18 protein-coding genes are annotated in these 18,276 nt (G+C 63.0%); 12 read left to right on the top strand and 6 right to left on the bottom strand.

The features are described 5' to 3' along the window. Positions 1-19: 19 nt before the first annotated feature. Complete coding sequence (gene phaC / locus M5C56_RS09785) at positions 20-1,702, top strand: class II poly(R)-hydroxyalkanoic acid synthase (protein WP_152737763.1); 1,683 nt, start codon at positions 20-22, stop codon at positions 1,700-1,702. A gap of 63 nt (positions 1,703-1,765) precedes the next feature. Beyond that, positions 1,766-2,386: a TetR/AcrR family transcriptional regulator gene (locus M5C56_RS09790; protein WP_103497705.1), complete on the top strand. Its 621-nt coding sequence runs from the start codon at positions 1,766-1,768 to the stop codon at positions 2,384-2,386. A gap of 131 nt (positions 2,387-2,517) precedes the next feature. On the opposite strand, the gene M5C56_RS09795 is transcribed toward M5C56_RS09790, so the two are convergent. The 3 genes from M5C56_RS09795 to M5C56_RS09805 form a co-directional block, all read right to left on the bottom strand. After that, positions 2,518-3,342, bottom strand: a complete 825-nt coding sequence (locus M5C56_RS09795; RefSeq protein ID WP_103497706.1) for a phasin family protein — start codon at positions 3,340-3,342, stop codon at positions 2,518-2,520. A 10-nt stretch (positions 3,343-3,352) separates the two neighbouring features. Beyond that, entirely contained in the window at positions 3,353-3,775 is a 423-nt protein-coding gene (locus tag M5C56_RS09800) for a phasin family protein (protein ID WP_103497708.1), read from the bottom strand. Positions 3,776-3,914: 139 nt separating this feature from the next. Next, positions 3,915-4,190, bottom strand: coding sequence for a polyhydroxyalkanoic acid system family protein (locus M5C56_RS09805; RefSeq protein ID WP_103497709.1), 276 nt, complete (start codon positions 4,188-4,190; stop codon positions 3,915-3,917). A 154-nt stretch (positions 4,191-4,344) separates the two neighbouring features. On the opposite strand from M5C56_RS09805, the gene ubiE reads away from it, so the two are divergent. From ubiE to M5C56_RS09855, 10 genes are all read left to right on the top strand, one after another. Continuing rightward, positions 4,345-5,115, top strand: coding sequence for a bifunctional demethylmenaquinone methyltransferase/2-methoxy-6-polyprenyl-1,4-benzoquinol methylase UbiE (gene ubiE, locus M5C56_RS09810; protein ID WP_103497711.1), 771 nt, complete (start codon positions 4,345-4,347; stop codon positions 5,113-5,115). Beyond that, positions 5,115-5,738 (top strand): SCP2 domain-containing protein, encoded by a 624-nt coding sequence (locus M5C56_RS09815; protein WP_103497712.1) that lies wholly within the window; start codon positions 5,115-5,117, stop codon positions 5,736-5,738. Before ubiE ends, M5C56_RS09815 begins: the two co-directional genes overlap by 1 nt. Further along, the gene (gene ubiB, locus M5C56_RS09820; RefSeq protein ID WP_103497713.1) at positions 5,735-7,336 is read left to right on the top strand and encodes a ubiquinone biosynthesis regulatory protein kinase UbiB; all 1,602 of its coding nucleotides are present in this window, start codon (positions 5,735-5,737) and stop codon (positions 7,334-7,336) included. Before M5C56_RS09815 ends, ubiB begins: the two co-directional genes overlap by 4 nt. Positions 7,337-7,416: 80 nt before the next feature. Beyond that, complete coding sequence (gene hisI / locus M5C56_RS09825) at positions 7,417-7,809, top strand: phosphoribosyl-AMP cyclohydrolase (RefSeq protein WP_103497714.1); 393 nt, start codon at positions 7,417-7,419, stop codon at positions 7,807-7,809. Positions 7,810-7,811: 2 nt separating this feature from the next. Next, a complete protein-coding gene (locus tag M5C56_RS09830; RefSeq protein ID WP_018929162.1) occupies positions 7,812-8,144 on the top strand; it encodes a phosphoribosyl-ATP diphosphatase in 333 nt (110 codons plus the stop codon). Positions 8,145-8,167: 23 nt separating this feature from the next. Continuing rightward, a complete protein-coding gene (locus M5C56_RS09835; RefSeq protein ID WP_103497716.1) occupies positions 8,168-8,446 on the top strand; it encodes a twin-arginine translocase TatA/TatE family subunit in 279 nt (92 codons plus the stop codon). Positions 8,447-8,456: 10 nt separating this feature from the next. Next, a complete protein-coding gene (gene tatB, locus M5C56_RS09840; protein ID WP_103497717.1) occupies positions 8,457-8,918 on the top strand; it encodes a Sec-independent protein translocase protein TatB in 462 nt (153 codons plus the stop codon). Continuing rightward, a complete protein-coding gene (tatC, locus tag M5C56_RS09845; protein ID WP_177103215.1) occupies positions 8,897-9,700 on the top strand; it encodes a twin-arginine translocase subunit TatC in 804 nt (267 codons plus the stop codon). The genes tatB and tatC overlap by 22 nt, the downstream gene beginning before the upstream one ends. After that, positions 9,697-10,404: a 16S rRNA (uracil(1498)-N(3))-methyltransferase gene (locus tag M5C56_RS09850; RefSeq protein WP_103497721.1), complete on the top strand. Its 708-nt coding sequence runs from the start codon at positions 9,697-9,699 to the stop codon at positions 10,402-10,404. The genes tatC and M5C56_RS09850 overlap by 4 nt, the downstream gene beginning before the upstream one ends. A 292-nt stretch (positions 10,405-10,696) precedes the next feature. Next, positions 10,697-12,640: a methyl-accepting chemotaxis protein gene (locus M5C56_RS09855; protein ID WP_103497723.1), complete on the top strand. Its 1,944-nt coding sequence runs from the start codon at positions 10,697-10,699 to the stop codon at positions 12,638-12,640. A 51-nt stretch (positions 12,641-12,691) separates the two neighbouring features. On the opposite strand, the gene M5C56_RS09860 is transcribed toward M5C56_RS09855, so the two are convergent. The 3 genes from M5C56_RS09860 to M5C56_RS09870 form a co-directional block, all read right to left on the bottom strand. Continuing rightward, on the bottom strand, positions 12,692-13,492 hold the full coding sequence (locus tag M5C56_RS09860) for a transporter substrate-binding domain-containing protein (RefSeq protein WP_103497725.1): 801 nt from the start codon (positions 13,490-13,492) through the stop codon (positions 12,692-12,694). A 191-nt stretch (positions 13,493-13,683) separates the two neighbouring features. Next, positions 13,684-16,254, bottom strand: coding sequence for a glucans biosynthesis glucosyltransferase MdoH (gene mdoH, locus M5C56_RS09865; RefSeq protein WP_103497727.1), 2,571 nt, complete (start codon positions 16,252-16,254; stop codon positions 13,684-13,686). Then, entirely contained in the window at positions 16,247-18,100 is a 1,854-nt protein-coding gene (locus M5C56_RS09870) for a glucan biosynthesis protein G (RefSeq protein WP_103497741.1), read from the bottom strand. The genes mdoH and M5C56_RS09870 overlap by 8 nt, the downstream gene beginning before the upstream one ends. Positions 18,101-18,276 lie beyond the last annotated feature (176 nt).

Genomic DNA, 18,276 nt, shown 5'->3' on the forward strand with positions numbered 1-18,276 from the left:
GACGAAGGAGTGTTGACTCATGCGAGACAAACCAGCGACGGGCTCGATGCCCACACCCGCCGCGTTCATCAACGCACAGAGTGCGATTACCGGTCTGCGCGGCCGGGATCTGTTTTCCACCCTGCGCAGCGTGGCCGCCCACGGCCTGCGCAACCCGATCCATACCGCCCGGCATGCCCTGGCCCTGGGCGGACAACTGGGCAAGGTGCTGCTCGGTGACACACCGTACAAGCCCAACCCCCATGACCCGCGCTTCGCCGACCCGGCCTGGAGCCTGAACCCGTTCTACCGCCGCAGCCTGCAGGCCTATCTGGCCTGGCAGAAACAGGTCAAGCACTGGATCGACGAGAGCCGGATGAGCGACGATGACCGCGCCCGCGCGCACTTTGTCTTCGCCCTGCTCAACGACGCCATGGCGCCGTCCAATACCCTGCTCAATCCGCTGGCGGTCAAGGAAGTCTTCAACTCCGGCGGCAACAGCATCGTGCGCGGCATCAGCCACCTGGTGGATGACCTGCTGCACAACAACGGCTTGCCCAGCCAGGTCACCAAGCACTCGTTCGAAGTCGGCAAGACCGTGGCCACCACCCCCGGCTCGGTGGTGTTTCGCAACGAGCAACTGGAACTGATCCAGTACAAGCCCATGAGCGAAAAACAGTACGCCAAGCCGCTGTTGATCGTCCCGCCGCAGATCAACAAGTACTACATTTTCGACCTCAGCCCATCCAACAGCTTCGTCCAGTACGCGCTGAAGAACGGCCTGCAGGTGTTTATCGTCAGCTGGCGCAACCCGGATGTGCGTCATCGCGAATGGGGCCTGTCCAGCTATGTCGAAGCGCTGGAAGAAGCGCTGAACGTGTGCCGGGCGATCACCGCCAGCCGCGAGGTCAACCTGATGGGTGCCTGTGCCGGCGGCCTGACCATCGCCGCTCTGCAGGGCCACCTGTTGGCCAAACGACAACTGCGCCGGGTATCCAGCGCCACCTACCTGGTCAGCCTGCTCGACAGCCAACTGGACAGCCCGGCCATGCTGTTCGCCGATGAGCAGACCCTGGAAGCCGCCAAGCGCCGTTCTTACCAGCAAGGTGTACTCGACGGCCGCGACATGGCGAAAGTCTTCGCCTGGATGCGGCCCAACGACCTGATCTGGAACTACTGGGTCAACAACTACCTGCTGGGCAAGGAACCGCCGGCGTTCGACATTCTCTACTGGAACAACGACAACACCCGCCTGCCGGCGGCTTTTCACGGCGACCTGCTGGACTTCTTCAAGCACAACCCGCTGAGCCATCCGGGCGGCCTGGAAGTCTGCGGCACGCCCATCGACCTGCAAAAAGTAACGGTCGACAGCTTCAGCGTCGGGGGTATCAACGACCACATCACGCCCTGGGACGCGGTGTATCGCTCGACCCTGCTGCTGGGGGGCGATCGGCGCTTCGTGCTGTCCAACAGCGGGCATATCCAGAGCATCCTCAACCCGCCGAGCAACCCCAAGGCCAACTACGTCGACAACCCCAGGCTGAGCAGTGATCCGCGGGCCTGGTACTACGACGGCAAACAGGTCGAAGGCAGCTGGTGGACCCAATGGCTGAGCTGGATCCAGGAGCGTTCGGGAGCGCAACGTGAAACCCAGATGACCTTGGGCAACGCCAATTACCCACCCATGGAAGCGGCACCCGGCACCTATGTGCGAGTGCGTTGACGATTACCGGCCACGGCTGCCCCACAGCCGTGGCGAACGGTCGGAACGACCTAAGAAGACTGGATGAAGACCCGCGACCGGATACTTGAATGTGCCCTGCAACTGTTCAACCAGAAAGGCGAGCCCAACGTTTCGACCATGGAGGTGGCCAATGAAATGGGGATCAGCCCGGGCAACCTCTACTACCATTTCCATGGCAAGGAGCCGCTGGTGCTGGGCTTGTTCGAGCGTTTCCAGGGCGAGCTGGCGCCCTTGCTCGACCCACCGGCCGACGCGCGGCTGGCGCCCGAGGATTACTGGTTCTTCCTGCATCTGATCGTCGAGCGGCTGGCCCATTACCGTTTTCTGTTCCAGGACCTGTCCAATCTGTCCGGGCGCTTGCCCAAGCTGGCCAAGGGCATCCGCAACCTGCTCAATGCCCTCAAGCGGACGTTGGCGTCGTTGCTGGCGCGACTGAAGGCGCAGGGCATGCTGCTGAGTGAAACCCAGGCCCTGGGGCAATTGGTGGAGCAGATTACCCTGACGCTGTTGTTCTCCCTGGATTACCAGCGGATTCTTGGGCGGGAGGGTGAAGTGCGGCTGGTGGTGTACCAGATCATGATGCTGGTGGCCCCGCATCTGCTGCCCTCGTCGCGGTTGGTGACGGAGCAGATGGCGTTGCGTTATCTCGAAGATCACGACTAACGTTATCTTCTGTAGCGCCAGTGCCGACCTCTTCGCGGGCAAGCCGACTCCTACAAGAGCGGTGCTCGACAGCCCCACACAAAAACGCCCGACCTTCACAGGCCGGGCGTTTTCGTTCAGCAGGCGACGACTCAGGCTTGAGAAGCTGGCGTCGGTGCTGTTGGCGTAGCCGCTGGAGCGGATGCCGGTGCCGGAGCGGCCGAGTTGGCGGCCGATACCGGAGCCGAAGCTGGCTTGGCTGCCGCAGCAGGAGCCGGCTTCGCGGCAGCAGGCTTTTTCGCCGCTGCTGGTTTTGCGGCTGGCTTGGCGGCCGGTTTGGCTGCCACAGGCTTGGCCGCCGGTTTCGCCGCTGCTGCCGGTTTCGCCGCAGGCTTGCCGGCAGGTTTCGCCGCAGGCTTGGCAACTGATTTAGCTGCCGGCTTGGCCGCCGCGGTTTTCGCCGCCGGCTTGGCAGCCGGTTTAGCCGCTGCTTTAACCAAGGGCTTGGCGGCCGCTTTCGCCGCCGGCTTGGCCGCTGCGGTCCCCGCCGAGGCCTTGGGCACCGAGTGACCGGTGAGCGCCTCGATCTGCTTGGTCAAGGTATCGACCTTGCTGTGCAGCGCTTTCACTTCATTGCGGCTCGGTACGCCCAGGCGCGAAATGGCGCTGTTCAAGCGCTTGTCGAAAGCCCCTTCCAACTCGTCCCACTTGCCCAGCGCACGGTCCTTGACCCCGGCGATGCGCGACTTGGCCGAACTGGCGGAGTCCTTGGCCGCATCGACTTTCTTGTCGACGGCGGTCTTGGTGAGTTTCTCGGCCTTCTCGCCGTCTTTCACCAGGGTCTCGAAGAGTTTGCTGCCGTCGGTATCGATCTTCGAGTACACGCCTAAACCAGCAAGCCAGATTTTGCGGGAGTACTCCTCAACCTTCCCGATCCACGAGCTGCTTTCTTTCTCGGTATTCTTTTTGCCAGCCATCCCGTTCTCCTTAATGTTTACGCGCGACACGTTCGAGCAATGCCGTCAGCTCATCGAGCTTAGCAGAGAGTGTCTCCACATCATGTTTAGACGGAATCCCGATGCGATTCAAGGCACTGGCGACACGGTTGTCAAAGGCCTTCTCGACCTTGTCCAGTTGCACTTCCACCTTGCCCTTGAGGCTGGTGACTTCGCTCTTTACGTTATCGATCTGGCTGTTGGCCGCTTCACGTTGCGCGCCAATCAGTTTTTTGCCTTCTTTTTCAACGTCTTGACCAGCTTCCACGAGTTCCTTGAAGTACTCGCTGCCTTCGCGGCCGACCTTGGTATAAGCGCCCAGACCCGCCAGCCAGATCTTGCGGGCATACACTTTCACCTCAGCCAGGGCGGTTGGCTGACCGTCGGATTTTTTCTTCAGACTTACTTTGGCCATGGTGCACCTCACACGTGAAGGGTTGGAGGATCTGCCCACCGGAATGGGGGCTTATGCACAAAGTAATGACAAAAATTAGAATGGGCACCCTAACCCGCGACAGGGATGCCCTGATCCTTGCAGGCGCGAGGACCGCGAATCAGACCAGCGCCTTGTCCAGGGCCTTTTCGATCTCGGCCTTGATGGTGCCGCTCATGGCCGACATCAACAGGCCCAGCTCGACCTCGACGCGGATCGTTTCTTCACTCACATGCACCGCGCCTTTGACCCCGGAACGCTTGAGGTTGAGGGTATCGCCGGACCACTGCGGCTCCAGGCCATACTGCCCGGCCAGCTTCTGCGCCAGTTGGTCGGCCTTCTCGCGTGCACCGGCCTTGCCCAGGCCATGGGCGCGTTCAACACTAATACGGGCCATCGAATGACTCCTGCTCTATCGGGACTTGTCCGGTGATTCCTGACCCTGAATGCGTCAAAACGTCCCGGCGGTTGCCTATCTTACATGCACCCTTGCCAAGACAAAGCCGGCCACCGGGATTAGAATGCCCGCATTCTCTTCTGGTGACAGCGACATGACTGATCAGCGCAAAGGCAGCGATGCCGAACCCACCACGCACTTCGGCTTCAAGAACGTACCGGAAAGCCAAAAGGCCGAGAAGGTCGCCGAGGTGTTCCACTCCGTGGCCGCCAAGTACGACCTGATGAACGACGTGCTGTCCGGTGGCATGCATCGCCTCTGGAAGCGCTTCACCATCGAGCTGTCCGGCGTGCGCACGGGTAACCGGGTGCTGGATATCGCCGGCGGCACCGGCGACCTGGCGCGCAAGTTCTCGCACCTGGTGGGCCCCACCGGCCAGGTGGTATTGGCCGACATCAACGCCTCCATGCTCAAGGTCGGCCGTGATCGCCTGCTGGACCTGGGCGTGGCCGGCAATGTCGAGTTCGTCCAGGCCGACGCGGAAAAACTGCCGTTCCCGGACAACCATTTCGACTGCGTGACCATCGCCTTCGGCCTGCGCAACGTCACCCACAAGGAAGACGCCCTGCGCTCCATGCTGCGAGTCCTCAAGCCCGGGGGCCGCCTGCTGGTGCTGGAGTTCTCCAAGCCGACCAACGCGCTGATGTCCAAGGTCTACGACGCCTATTCGTTCGCCTTCATGCCCCTGGCCGGCAAGCTGATCACCAACGACTCGGAAAGCTATCGCTACCTGGCCGAATCGATCCGCATGCACCCGAACCAGGAAACCCTGAAGTCGATGATGGTGGAAGCCGGTTTCGACCGCGTGACCTACCACAACATGACCGCGGGCATCGTCGCCCTGCATCGCGGCATCAAGCCCTGATGATCCTAAGCGGCCTTCTCGCCGGCGTCGAACACGGTCTCAACCGTGTGTTGCGCCTCGACAGCACGGCCTTGAGCCGCCTGGGCCACCTGACCGGCAAAGTCATCGAAGTCGACTGCGCCAGCCCGGCCCTGAAGCTGTTCATCCTGCCCAGCGACGAAGGCCTGCTGCTGGCCGCGCACTGGGCCGCCGAGGCCGACTGCATTCTCCGCGCCCCGGCTTCGAGCCTAGTGAACCTGGCCCTGAGCCGCGACAAGACCGCCGCGCTCCACAGCCCCGAGGTCGACCTGGAAGGCGACAGCGCGGTGCTGCTGGACCTGGCCGGCGTGCTCCAGGACCTGGAGCTGGACTGGGAGTACGAACTCTCGCGCTGGCTCGGGCCGATCGCCACGCCCCTGCTCAGCGGTCACCTGCGCAGCCGCGCCGGCTGGTACAAGCAGGGCTTTGTCAGCCTGAAGCAGAACCTTGCCGAATACCTCAGTGAAGAGTCCCGTGCCCTGGTCGGCACCCATGAGGCCGAAGCGCGCTTCGCCGAACTGGACCGGGTAAAGCTCGACCTGGAACGTCTCGAGGCGCGTGTCGAGCGCCTTTCCCGATCCCTCAAATCCAGCGATAACGCATGAAGCTGCTTGCCGTCCGCCGTCTGTTGCGCATCCAGCGCGTCGTGATCCGTTACCGTCTCGATGACCTGCTGTTCGAATTGCCCCTGCCCTGGTTCCTCCTGGCGCTGCGCTTTGCCCTGCCCTGGCGCTGGTTCCCGCGCAAGACCCTGGACCTGAGTCGCGGCGCACGCCTGCGCCTGGCCTTGCAGGACCTGGGACCGATCTTTATCAAGTTCGGCCAGATCCTCTCGACCCGCCGCGACCTGCTGCCCGAGGACATCGCCGACGAGCTGATGCTGCTCCAGGACCGCGTGCCGCCGTTCGACTCTCAGACCGCGGTCAAGCTGATCGAGGCGCAACTGGGCAAGAAGATCGGCGAAGTCTTCAGCCGCTTCGATATCGAGCCCCTGGCCTCGGCCTCGGTGGCCCAGGTCCACGCCGCCCAGCTCAAGAGCGGCGAAGAAGTGGTGGTGAAGGTCATCCGCCCCGGCCTCAAGCCGATCATTGCCCAGGACCTGGCGTGGCTGTTCCTCCTCGCCCGCGCCGCCGAGCGAGTCTCGGCCGATGCCCGCCTGCTGCACCCGGTGGACGTGGTCAGCGACTACGAAAAGACCATCTACGACGAACTCGACCTGCTGCGCGAGGCGGCCAACGCCAGCCAGCTGCGGCGCAACTTCGAAGGTTCGGACATGATGTACGTGCCCCAGGTCTACTGGGACTGGTGCCGGCCGAAAGTACTGGTGATGGAGCGCATCTACGGCATCCAGGTCACCGACCTGGCGACCCTGGCCGACCAGCGCACCGACATGAAAATGCTCGCCGAGCGTGGCGTGGAAATCTTCTTCACCCAGGTGTTCCGCGACAGCTTCTTCCATGCCGACATGCACCCCGGCAATATCTTCGTCAGCACCGTGAACCCGTGGAGCCCGAAGTACATCGCCATCGACTGCGGCATCGTCGGCAGCCTGACCCCAGAAGACCAGGATTACCTGGCCCGCAACCTGTTCGCCTTCTTCAAGCGTGACTACCGCCGGGTCGCCCAGTTGCACATCGATTCGGGCTGGGTGCCGGCGCACACCAAGCTCAACGAGTTCGAAGCGGCAATCCGTACCGTGTGCGAACCGATCTTCGAGAAACCGCTCAAGGACATCTCCTTCGGCCAGGTGCTGATGCGCCTGTTCCAGACCGCGCGGCGCTTCAATATGGAAGTCCAGCCGCAGTTGGTGTTATTGCAGAAAACCCTGCTCAACATCGAAGGCCTGGGCCGCCAGCTGTACCCGGACCTGGACCTGTGGAGCACCGCCCAGCCGTTCCTCGAACGCTGGATGCGCGAGCGCGTCAGCCCGAAAACCCTGCTCGGCAACCTGCACGGCCAGATCGAGCAGTTGCCGCACCTGGCCCAGATGACCCGCGATCTGCTCGAACGCATGGCCCAACCCCACGCCAGCAATCCCGAGCCGAAAACCAGGCGCAAGGACGACTGGCTCCTGCGCCTGCTCGGCAGTGCGCACCTCGGCGGCGGCGTGGTACTGGCCGCCGGTGGGCCGCTGCACGAGCTTGGCCATTGGCCGGCGGCGATCATGGTGATCGTCGGTTTGTATCTGATCGTGCGCCGATAGCCAGTCGGGCCGTGGGCTGGCACACTGTTGATTCGCCGAGGCATCACCACGCGGGTGGTGTCCGGTTGTCGGAGTCGAAGATGAAAGACTGGCTGGACGAGATCAAATGGGACAGTGACGGCCTGGTGCCGGCCATTGCCCAGGATCACAAGACCGGGCGCGTGCTGATGATGGCCTGGATGAACCGCGAAGCGCTGCAACTGACCGCCAGCGAAAACCGCGCCATTTACTGGTCACGCTCCCGTGGCAAGCTGTGGCGCAAGGGCGAAGAGTCTGGCCATGTGCAGCACCTGCACGAAATGCGCCTGGATTGCGACGCCGACGTGATCATCCTGATGGTCGAGCAGGTCGGTGATATCGCCTGCCACACAGGCCGGCACAGTTGCTTCTACCGCGTGTATGAAAACGGCGGCTGGAAGATCGTCGACCCGGTCCTCAAGGACCCGTACAGCATCTACTCGGCAGGACACTGAACATGACTGACACCCTGACACGTCTGGCCCAAGTGCTGGAAGAGCGCAAAGGCGCCGCCGCCGACAGCTCCTACGTCGCCAGCCTCTATCACAAAGGCTTGAACAAGATCCTGGAAAAGGTTGGCGAAGAGTCGGTCGAGACTATTATTGCTGCAAAGGATGCCGCGATCAGTGGCGACTGCAGCGACGTCATCTACGAAACCGCCGATTTGTGGTTCCACAGTATGGTCATGCTCGCCCAACTGGGGCAGCATCCGCAGGCCGTGCTGGACGAACTGGATCGCCGCTTCGGCCTGTCCGGACACGTCGAGAAAGCCTCGCGCCCGTCCGCCTAACAACTTTCGAGAGGAGCAGCATCATGGGCATTTTTGACTGGAAACACTGGATCGTCATCCTGGTTGTCGTCGTGCTGGTGTTCGGCACCAAGAAACTGAAGAACCTGGGCACTGACGTCGGCGAATCGATCAAGGGCTTTCGCAAGGCCATGAACGACGAAGAAAAACCTGCCGAGCCGGTGGTCCCCCCTGTCGTGCAACCGGCGCCACCGGTACAGCCACAGGCTACCGCCCAGCAGAACACGCCGCACACCATCGATGTGCAGGCGCAGAAAGTTGACGAGCCCCGCAACAATTCTTGAGTACTGACAAATGTTCGGTATCAGCTTCAGTGAACTGCTGCTCGTGGGCCTGGTGGCCCTGTTGGTGCTCGGCCCCGAGCGCCTGCCCCATGCCGCGCGCACGGCAGGCCTGTGGGTCGGCCGGTTGAAGCGCAGCTTCAACGCGATCAAGCAGGAAGTGGAACGCGAGATCGGCGCCGACGAAATCCGTCGGCAACTGCACAACGAGCACATCCTCTCGCTGGAGCAGGAGGCTCGCAAGATCCTCTCGCCGATCGCCACCAGCACGCCGGCCGAGCCGGTGGTGGAGCAGACGATCCATACCGCTCCACCCGTGTCGACGGAAACCCCGCCGACGCCGGCGAGCACCGCCGAGCCGGTAGCGGTACTCGGTGCCGTGGAGCCCGTGCCGCACCTGACAGAACCCGCAAGCACGACGCCAGCCGCCGCGCCTGCGCCTCATGACCCTACATTGCCGCCGCGAGCCCCATGAGCGATATTCCGGAAAACGACCAGCACATGCCGCTGGTTTCGCACCTCACCGAGCTGCGCACCCGCCTGCTGCGCTGTGTCGCGGCGATCTTCCTGATCTTCGCCGGGCTGTTCGCCTTTACCCAGCAGATCTACACCTTCGTCTCGATCCCGCTGCGCCAGTACCTGCCGGCGGGCGCGACGATGATCGCCACCGACGTGTCGTCACCGTTCCTGACGCCGCTCAAACTGACCATGATGGTCTCGCTGTTCCTGGCCATCCCGGTGATCCTGCACCAGATCTGGGGCTTTATCGCACCGGGCCTGTACAAGCACGAAAAACGTATCGCCGTGCCGCTGCTGGTGTCGAGCATCCTGCTGTTCTACACCGGCATGGCCTTCGCCTACTTCCTGGTGTTCCCGCTGATCTTCAAGTTCTTCGCCGCCGCCACCCCGGCCGGCGTGGAAATGATGACCGATATCACCAGCTACCTCGACTTCGTGATGACGCTGTTCTTCGCCTTCGGCGTGGCCTTCGAAATCCCCGTGGCGGTGGTGCTGCTGGTATGGATCGGCGTGGTCGACGTCAAGTACCTGAAGAAGATCCGTCCCTACGTGGTCATCGGCTGCTTTGTGGTCGGTATGATCCTGACCCCGCCGGACGTGTTCTCCCAGACCCTGCTGGCGGTGCCGATGTGGCTGCTGTTCGAGATCGGCATCCTGTTCGGTGGCCTGGTCCGCAAACGCAGTGACGAAGAGGCCGCCGACCGCGACGACGCCCAGCCGCCAGCCCCGCTGACGTGAACCTGCTGCTTCTGGAGGAGGCCGACTTTATCGCGGCCGACCTCGTGGTGCTGCGCGATCGGCGCCTGACCCATATGCAGGAAGTCCATCGCGTGGCGGTGGGCGACAGCTTGCGGGTCGGGCGTATCGGCGGCCTGATGGGCAGCGCCGAGGTGCTGCGCCTGGACGCCACGGAAGCCGAGTTGCGGGTCAGCCTGGATCGAGCGCCACCGGCGAAACTGCCGCTGACCCTGATCCTCGCCCTGCCGCGCCCGAAAATGCTTCGCCGGGTGTTCCAGACCGTCGCCACCCTCGGCGTACCGAAAGTGGTGCTGGTGAACAGCTACCGGGTGGAAAAGAGCTTCTGGCAGACCCCGTTCCTCGAACCCGCAGCGATTCGCGAGCAACTGATCCTCGGCCTGGAGCAGACCCGCGACACCGTGCTGCCGGAAATCGTTATCGAGAAACGCTTCAAGCCCTTTGTCGAAGACCGCCTGCCGGCCATCAGCGCGGGCACTCTCGGCCTGGTCGGCCACCCCGGCGACTACCCGGCCTGCCCTCGTGGCCTGGATGAGCCGGTGACCCTGGCCATCGGCCCGGAAGGCGGCTGGATTCCTTACGAAATCGACCTGCTGGGCAAGGCCGGGCTGCAACCGGTGCAACTCGGCGAACGCATCCTGCGGGTCGAGACCGCCGTGACCGCCCTGCTCGCCCGGTTGTTCTGATCCACCAACGCTCTTTTCATAGCCCCCTCGCCCAACACCCGGATGTACTCGGTCCCCTGTAGGAGCAGGGCTTGCCCGCGAAGCTTTTGGCGATCTCAAGGTCCTCTTCGCCGGCAAGCCATGCTCCTACAAGTACGCGTTCGACAGGCAGAAAGCAAAAGCCTTCACCTTTAAGGGAATCCCCCTACAGCCCATTCAGGTCGCATCTCCCGCGTCCAAGCCGATGACAGAACATGCCCCACGCACTCGCGCGTGAGGCCCATGGACTTATCTGTTTGGCAGGAGATTCACCATGTTCCGTTGGCTGACCCGCGCACTGCGCGACCGCAGTATCCGCTTCAAACTGGCCCTGGGCTTTGGCCTGGTATTGCTCTTGACCCTGGCGATCACTCTCACCGGCTGGCACGCCCTGAGTACCACGGTAGAGCGCTCGCACACGCTGTCGAGCATCGCCCGGCTCAGCCGCCTGACCAGTGACATGCGCGCTGATCGCATCGCCTTCCGGGTGCTGAACGACCCGCAGAGTCGCACCCGGATCACCCGCCAGCTGGCGAGTATCGAGAAACTGCTGACGACGCTCCTGCCGCGCCTGACGGACCCGGGCGAACGACAGATCCTCGCCGACCAGCAGCACGCGGCCCAAGGTTTCCAGACCACCCTCGACGATCTCGATGAAAACCTTCGCGATCGTGACCGCGCCCGCAAGCGGATGAACGCCGGCCTGATCCAGGCCACCCAGGCGGTGGCCCGCTTTGCCGCCCATCAACTGCGCGAAGCCGGCAAAAGTCCCCACGAGCAACAGTGGCAGGCCCCGCTCAAACGGGTCGAAGAACTCCGTCAACTGCTCAACGAGACCCACTCCAACGTGCAGACACCGGCCTATCTGGCCGATTCGCTGCAAGCCTATTCCGAGCAGGCACTGAAGGCTATCGACCGGCTTGGACAACTTGAAACCCAGGTGGCACCGCTGACGGCGCCACTGGCCGACGACCACCAGCGCATGCTGCTGGAACTGCGCCACTACCGCGAGGCCCTGCAGCGTTTCAAGGACGCGCAACTGCTCACCGAGGCGGCCCACAATGTGATGGAAGGCCTGGGCAACCAGCTGCTGGCCGGCAACGAGGATCTCAGCCGCAGCCAGACCCAGGCCCGTGATCGCCAGACCCAGGCGGCGAAATGGCTGCTGGCGAAAATAGCCCTGCTGGCCTGGTTGATCGCGACCCTGGCCGCCTGGGTCCTCAGCCGCCAATTGCTGATCCCGCTCTCACGCAGCCTGAAGCTGGCCCACCATATCGCCGCGGGCGACCTGAGCCGCGATGTGGCGGTGGATCGCCAGGACGAGCTCGGCCAGTTGCAACAGGCCATGCGCGGCATGACCCTGGGCCTGCGGGAGCTGATCCGTGGCATCGGCATCAGCGCTTCGCGGGTGGCCAGCGCCGCCGAACACCTGTCGACCAGTACCGAACAGACCGATGCCAGCGTCAGCAGCCAGTACGCCGCCACCGAGCAAGTGGCCGCCGCCATGAAACAGATGAGCGCCAGCGTGCTCGAAGTCGCCCGTCACGCCGAAACCGCCTCCGTGGCGGCGACCCAGGCCGACCAGCAGGCCCGTGAAGGTGACAGCGCCGTGGCCGATGCTATCGAACAGATCGAACAGCTCGAGCAACATATGCAGCGCTGCTCCCAGGCCATGGGCGGGCTCCAGCGCGAAAGCGAGCGGATCGGCAGCGTGCTCGACGTGATCAAGTCGGTGTCCCAGCAAACCAACCTGCTGGCCCTGAATGCCGCCATCGAGGCGGCCCGGGCCGGCGAGGCCGGCACTGGCTTCGCCGTGGTCGCCGACGAGGTGCGCTGCCTGGCGCAGCGCACCCAGGACTCGGCACAAGAGATCAAGGACCTGATCGTGGCTTTGCAAGGTGGGACCCAGGAGGTCGCGGGCATGCTCGACAACAGCCGCAAACTGACCCGCCACAGCGTCGAGTCGAGCCGCCACAGCGGTGGCAAGCTGGAAGCCATCAGCCGCAGCGTGTCGCAGATCCTCGGGATGAACGAGCAGATCGCCGCCGCCGGCGAAGAACAGAGTGTCGTCGCCGAGCAGATCAGCCGCAGCGTGTTGCACGTGCGGGATATGTCCCAGCAGACTGCCAACGCCTGCGATGAAACCGCTGCCGCCAGCCTGCAACTGAGTCAGCTGGGTGCACAACTGCAGCGCCTGGTGGAACGTTTCAAGGTCTGAGCGATGCCCCCTGTAGGAGCCGGTTTGCCGGCTCCTACAGGGGGTAGCGTTTCAATCGATCTCGGCCAGCCAGTCGCTGGTCTTGAACCACTTGTCGTGGATCCGATCGTAGGTGCCATCTTCGGCTATCTGGTGGAGAAAGTGGTTGATCCAGTTGAGACTGTCGTGGTCGCCCTTCTTCACCCCGAAGGCCAGCGGTTCGTAGGTGAACGGCTGGTCCAGGCACAACAGCTTGCCGTCGCCCAGCTTGTTCACCGCCACCAGGTTGTAGGGGGCGTCATGGACAAAGGCGTCGGCCTTGCCGTCGAGCACGGCCTGCACGCCCTCTTCCTCATTGGCATAGGTGCTCAGTTGGGCTGCGCCCATCATTTTTTTTGCAACGATTTCCCCCGTGGTCCCGGCCTTGGCGGCGATGCGATAGCCGGCCTCGTTGAGGTCCTCGAAACTCTGCACCTTGCTGCCCAGTTCCAGGGGGATCAACAGCGTCTGCCCGACCACGATAAAGGCATCGCTGAAGTTGAGTCGCAGGTTGCGCTCCTGGGTCAGGGTCATGCCGCTGGCGACCAGGTCGAACTTGTTCGCCAGTAAACCGGGGAGCAACTCGGCGTAAGGACTGTCCACCAGTTCCAGCTTGACCCCCAGCGCCCGGCTCATTTCCCGCAACAGGTCGATTTCGAAGCCAATGATTTCGCCGCGCTTGCTCGTCATTTCGAAGGGGATATACGTGGGATTGGTCCCGACTCTCAGCGTGCCGCGCTTGAGCGCGTCATCAACGGCACCCGCCTGCACCCCACAGGCGTGAGTGAGCACAACGATGCCCAGCAGCAGCATCGACAGAAACCTTTTCATCATGAAACTCCCCAGGGCCGCTTTTCCGGTCGTGCCAGTCTGCGCGAACACACAGTCGCCGTGATCTGGCGGGCACGATTTTGGGGGGCGATCCTAACGTACTCGAGTACGGGGCAACACCAAGGGGGGACGGGTCTTTTGTTACCAAATGACAAAGGGGCCGCGGTGCTTGTCACACCGCGGCCCCTCGGGCGTCAGGCCGGCTGGGCCGGCGCTGTGGCCGGCTGCAGGGGCAGCAACGGCGCATGGGGATCGGCCTTGATCGAGTCGCGCCAGGCGCCCAACCATTCGGCGTGGCCTTCGCTCCAGACCTGCTCATGCAGGCGGGTCAGGGCCACCGGATCGCTCAGCAGGTGCAGCCGCGACTGATTGTCCAGACCGGATGGCCCGACCTTCAGCGCATGCCGAACACGCTCGACACGCAGCCATTCGATCGGCTCGGCGTGGCCGTGACGGGCCGTTGCCAGGGCGCAGGCCAGGGCATTCTGGCGTGGATCGACCACGGCCCGGACAAAGCCGTCATTCAGCGCATGCCAACGGTTTTCGTGGGTGTACTCATCCGTTGCCTGCAGCGCCTGGGGCGGATTGTATTCCTCGGGAATGAGAAACAGGCTCTCATCCCTGGAACGCAAGCCCAGGTTGACCCGACTGGAAATCACCGAGACCGGGATCGACAGCATCAGCGAACCGACGATCGGGGTCAGCCACCAGAGGAAGCTCGGGTTGAGCCAGACCACCAGCAGTGCCCAGAGCGCACCCAACAGGGTTTGCGGACCATGCCGGCGCACCGCTTCGCCCCACGGCGTGGAGTCGTCGTCACGCTGCGGAGAGTTCCAGGTCGCCGCCCAGCCGAGGAACGCGGCCAGGACAAAACGGGTGTGGAAAATCATCCGCACCGGCGCCAGCAACATGGAGAAAAGCATCTCCAGCAGCATCGACAAGGTCACCTTGAACTTGCCGCCGAACTCTTTCGCACCCTTGGCCCAGATCAGGATGATACTCAGCAGCTTGGGCAGGAACAGCAGCACGATGGTGGTGGAGAACAGCGCCACCGCCTTGTCCGGATGCCATTGCGGCCATAGCGGATAGAGCTGGCGCGGCTCCATGAAGTACTGCGGCTCCATCAGCGTGTTGACCGCCAGCAGGGCCGTCGACAGCACCAGGAAGAAGAACCACAGCGGCGCCGACAGGTAGGACATCACGCCGGTGAGGAACACCGCGCGGTGCACCGGGTGCATGCCCTTGACCAGGAACAGGCGGAAGTTCATCAGGTTGCCGTGGCACCAGCGGCGGTCGCGTTTGAGCTCGTCGAGCAGGTTCGGCGGCAGTTCTTCGTAGCTGCCCGGCAGGTCGTAGGCGATCCATACACCCCAGCCGGCACGGCGCATCAGCGCGGCCTCGACGAAGTCGTGGGAGAGGATCGCGCCGGCGAAGGCACCTTTACCGGGTAACGGTGCCAGGGCGCAGTGCTCGATAAACGGCTTCATGCGGATGATCGCGTTGTGGCCCCAGTAGTGGGATTCGCCCAGCTGCCAGAAGTGCAGGCCGGCGGTGAACAACGGACCGTAGACGCGGGTCGCGAACTGCTGCATGCGCGCATAGAGGGTGTCCATGCCCGACGCCCGTGGCGCGGTCTGGATGATCCCGGCGTCCGGCGTGGCTTCCATCAACCGCACCAGGCTGGTCAGGCACTCGCCGCTCATGACGCTGTCGGCGTCGAGCACCACCATGTACTTGTAGTCGCCACCCCAACGACGGCAGAAGTCGTCAAGGTTACCGCTCTTGCGCTTCACGCGACGACGGCGACGGCGGTAGAAGATCTTGCCGAAGCCCGAGGCTTCGCGGCAGACATCCAGCCAGGCCTGTTGCTCGGCGACGCAGATATCGGTGTCGTTACTGTCGCTGAGGACGAAGAAGTCAAAGCGGTCCAGGTCACCGGTGGCCGCCACCGACTCGAAGGTCGCCCGCAGGCCGGCAAAGACTCGCGGCACGTCTTCATTGCAGATCGGCATGACGATGGCGGTACGCGCATCCTTGGCGATCGGCTCGCTGCCGGCGCTGGCACCGGAGATACGGTACTTGTCGTGCCCGGTGAGCAATTCGAGAAAGCCCATCAGCGCGGTCCAGAAACCCGCCGAAACCCAGCAGAACAGAATCCCGAACAGCACCAGGATGCTGGTTTGCAGCAGGTAGGGCAGCACTTGCTGGGCGGTCTGCAACAGCGGTTGATGCACCACTTCGTTGAGATCGACGAAGGCCCAGCCCTGGTAAGGCATGATGCCTTTCATATACCAGCCGGCAACGATGGTCTGGCCGAGCATCAACACCAGCAGGATATAGCGACGAATCGAACCCACGGTGCGCCAGCGCGCATGGGGCAGGTCGCGTTTGTCGTCCTTGGGCACCGGCGGATTGCTCCGTCCGGTCATACGCCGCCAGCCGCGCACCAGGATATTGGTGCGCCACGGCTCCGGGACCACCTTGGTCCGGCGGATCGGCGGTGTGGCCTTGAGGCGCACGCGCCCGGAAGCATCCAGCGCGAGCATCTCGGCGTCTTCCAGCTCGGCGGCCGAATCGAGGGTCAGGCGGCGCCCCACCGAAGCCTGCGCGGCCTCGGCGGAGTCAAGCAGCGGTTGTTCGCTCAGGCGCTCGTGCAGTTCGGCGAACGAGGTACAGTTCGCCAGCTCCGCACGTTGCTCATTGCTCAGCGGCAAGTGTGCCAGGTACTCGAAAAGAGCCTCTGGCTGTACGTTTGGGTTACTCATCGGCAGGCAACTGGTAGCTCCAGGTCTCGGTCAGGACTTGCTCAGTCGGCACCGGTTCCGGGGTGATAGGGGCAGCCTCGGGAGCCGGCGCCGCGGCGTCGTGCTCTTTCTTGTCCTGGGCGGGCTCTTTCTTATCCTGGGCCGGATCCTTCTTGTCCTGGACCGGCTCTTTCTTATCCTGGGCCGGATCCTTCTTCTCCTGAGCCTGCTCTTTCTTCTCCAGGGCCTTCTCTTTCTCCTGCTGCTTGGCCGCAACCTTGTCGGCCTTGACCACCTGGGAAGAGACCGCAACCTTGGCCGGATCCGCCGTGGCGAGGTCCTTGACCAGGTTCGCGCGCAGCTCGGTGGCCTTGCCCGGATCCTTGACCTTCAGGCGCAGGGTCAGGCGCCAGCCCTGGGTTTCCGGGTTGTAGCGCAGGCTGTTTTCCACCAGTTCGGCGTTGTCGCCGACGCTGACCTGGCTGCGTACCGGCGCGTCTTCAGGCAGGGCCTTGAGGGACGGACCTTCGAAGTCGATCAGGTAGGCCACGCTGCCGTCCGGCTGACGGATCAGGTTGGATTGCTTGACGTCGCCGGTGGACTTCAGGGTCTGCTTGACCCAGGCGCCGTCCGGCGAATGCAGGGCCGCTTCATCTGTGGTCCAGTGCAGGCGATAGGCGAAGTTCATCGGCTGACCGGTGTCGGCGCGTTCGGCCGGGTTCCAGAAAGCCACGATGTTGTCGTTGGTTTCGTCGGCGGTCGGAATCTCCACCAGGTCGACGGTGCCCTTGCCCCAGTCGCCCTTGGGCTCGATCCAGGCGCTTGGGCGCTTGTCGTAACGGTCGTCAAGGTCTTCGTAGTGGCTGAAATCACGGCCACGTTGCAGCAAGCCGAAGCCCCGTGGGTTTTCCACGGAGAAATTGCTCACCGACAGGTGTTTCGGGTTGTTCAGCGGACGCCAGACCCACTCGCCATTGCCGGCATGGATCGACAGGCCGCTGGAGTCATGCAGCTCGCGACGGTAGTTGAGGACCTTGGACGGCTGGTTGGCGCCGAACAGGAACATGCTGGTCAACGGCGCTACGCCGAGCTTGCCGACCTTGTCACGCAGGAACATCTGCGCCTTCACGTCGACGATGGTGTCGGTGCCCGGACGCAGGATCAGGCGGTAGGCGCCGGTAGCCCGTGGCGAGTCCAACAGGGCGAAAATCACCAGGTGCTTGTCGGTCGGCTTCGGTTGCTGGATCCAGAACTCGGTGAAGCGCGGGAACTCTTCGCCGGACGGCAAGGCAGTGTCGATGGCCATGCCACGGGCCGACAGGCCATAGGTCTGGCCCTTGCCGACGACGCGAAAGTAACTCGCGCCGAGCATGGTCATGATCTCGTCCTGCTTGTCCGCCTTGTTGATCGGGTAAAGCACACGAAAGCCGGCATAACCCAGCTGTTCGGTGGATTTAGGATCGAACTTGACGTCACCGAAATCGAAACGGGTCGGGTCGTACTTGATCTCTTTCACATCGTCGGCGGTGATTTCGTTGATTTTCACCGGCGTATCGAAGTGCATGCCCTGATGGTAGAACGACAGTTTGAAGGGGGTTTTCTCGCCCGCCCATTCGGCCTTGTCGGTCAGGAAACGGATTTTCTGGTAGTCCGCGAACTTCATGTCACGGAACTCGTTCGGCAGATTGCTGCGCGGAGCTTCGTATTTCTGCCCGGCCAGCGTCTTGGCCTTGGCCGACACATCATCCAGATTGAACGCAAAGAGTTGGCCGGCGCTGAGCAGGCAAAGCAGTGCCGAGCCCGCCACCAGTGCTTTTCTCAACCCTTTGGCGGTCAGTGTTGGAGCATTACAGGGACTAACAATCACGAGCAACCCTCGCCGAAAACAGATCAAAAACCAACGGCTAGCTATCTATATGCCAGGTTGGCGAGCATTGTTCCGACTCCCATGGGGGCAAATGATTCCCCAAACGGTCACGGACAAGTCTCTACCTAAGTCAAATTGGACCAACGAACGCCGATCCCCGTAGCGCGCGATTATCT

The organism is Pseudomonas sp. MWU13-2862 (assembly GCF_023242495.1).
GTDB lineage: Bacteria > Pseudomonadota > Gammaproteobacteria > Pseudomonadales > Pseudomonadaceae > Aquipseudomonas > Aquipseudomonas gingeri_D.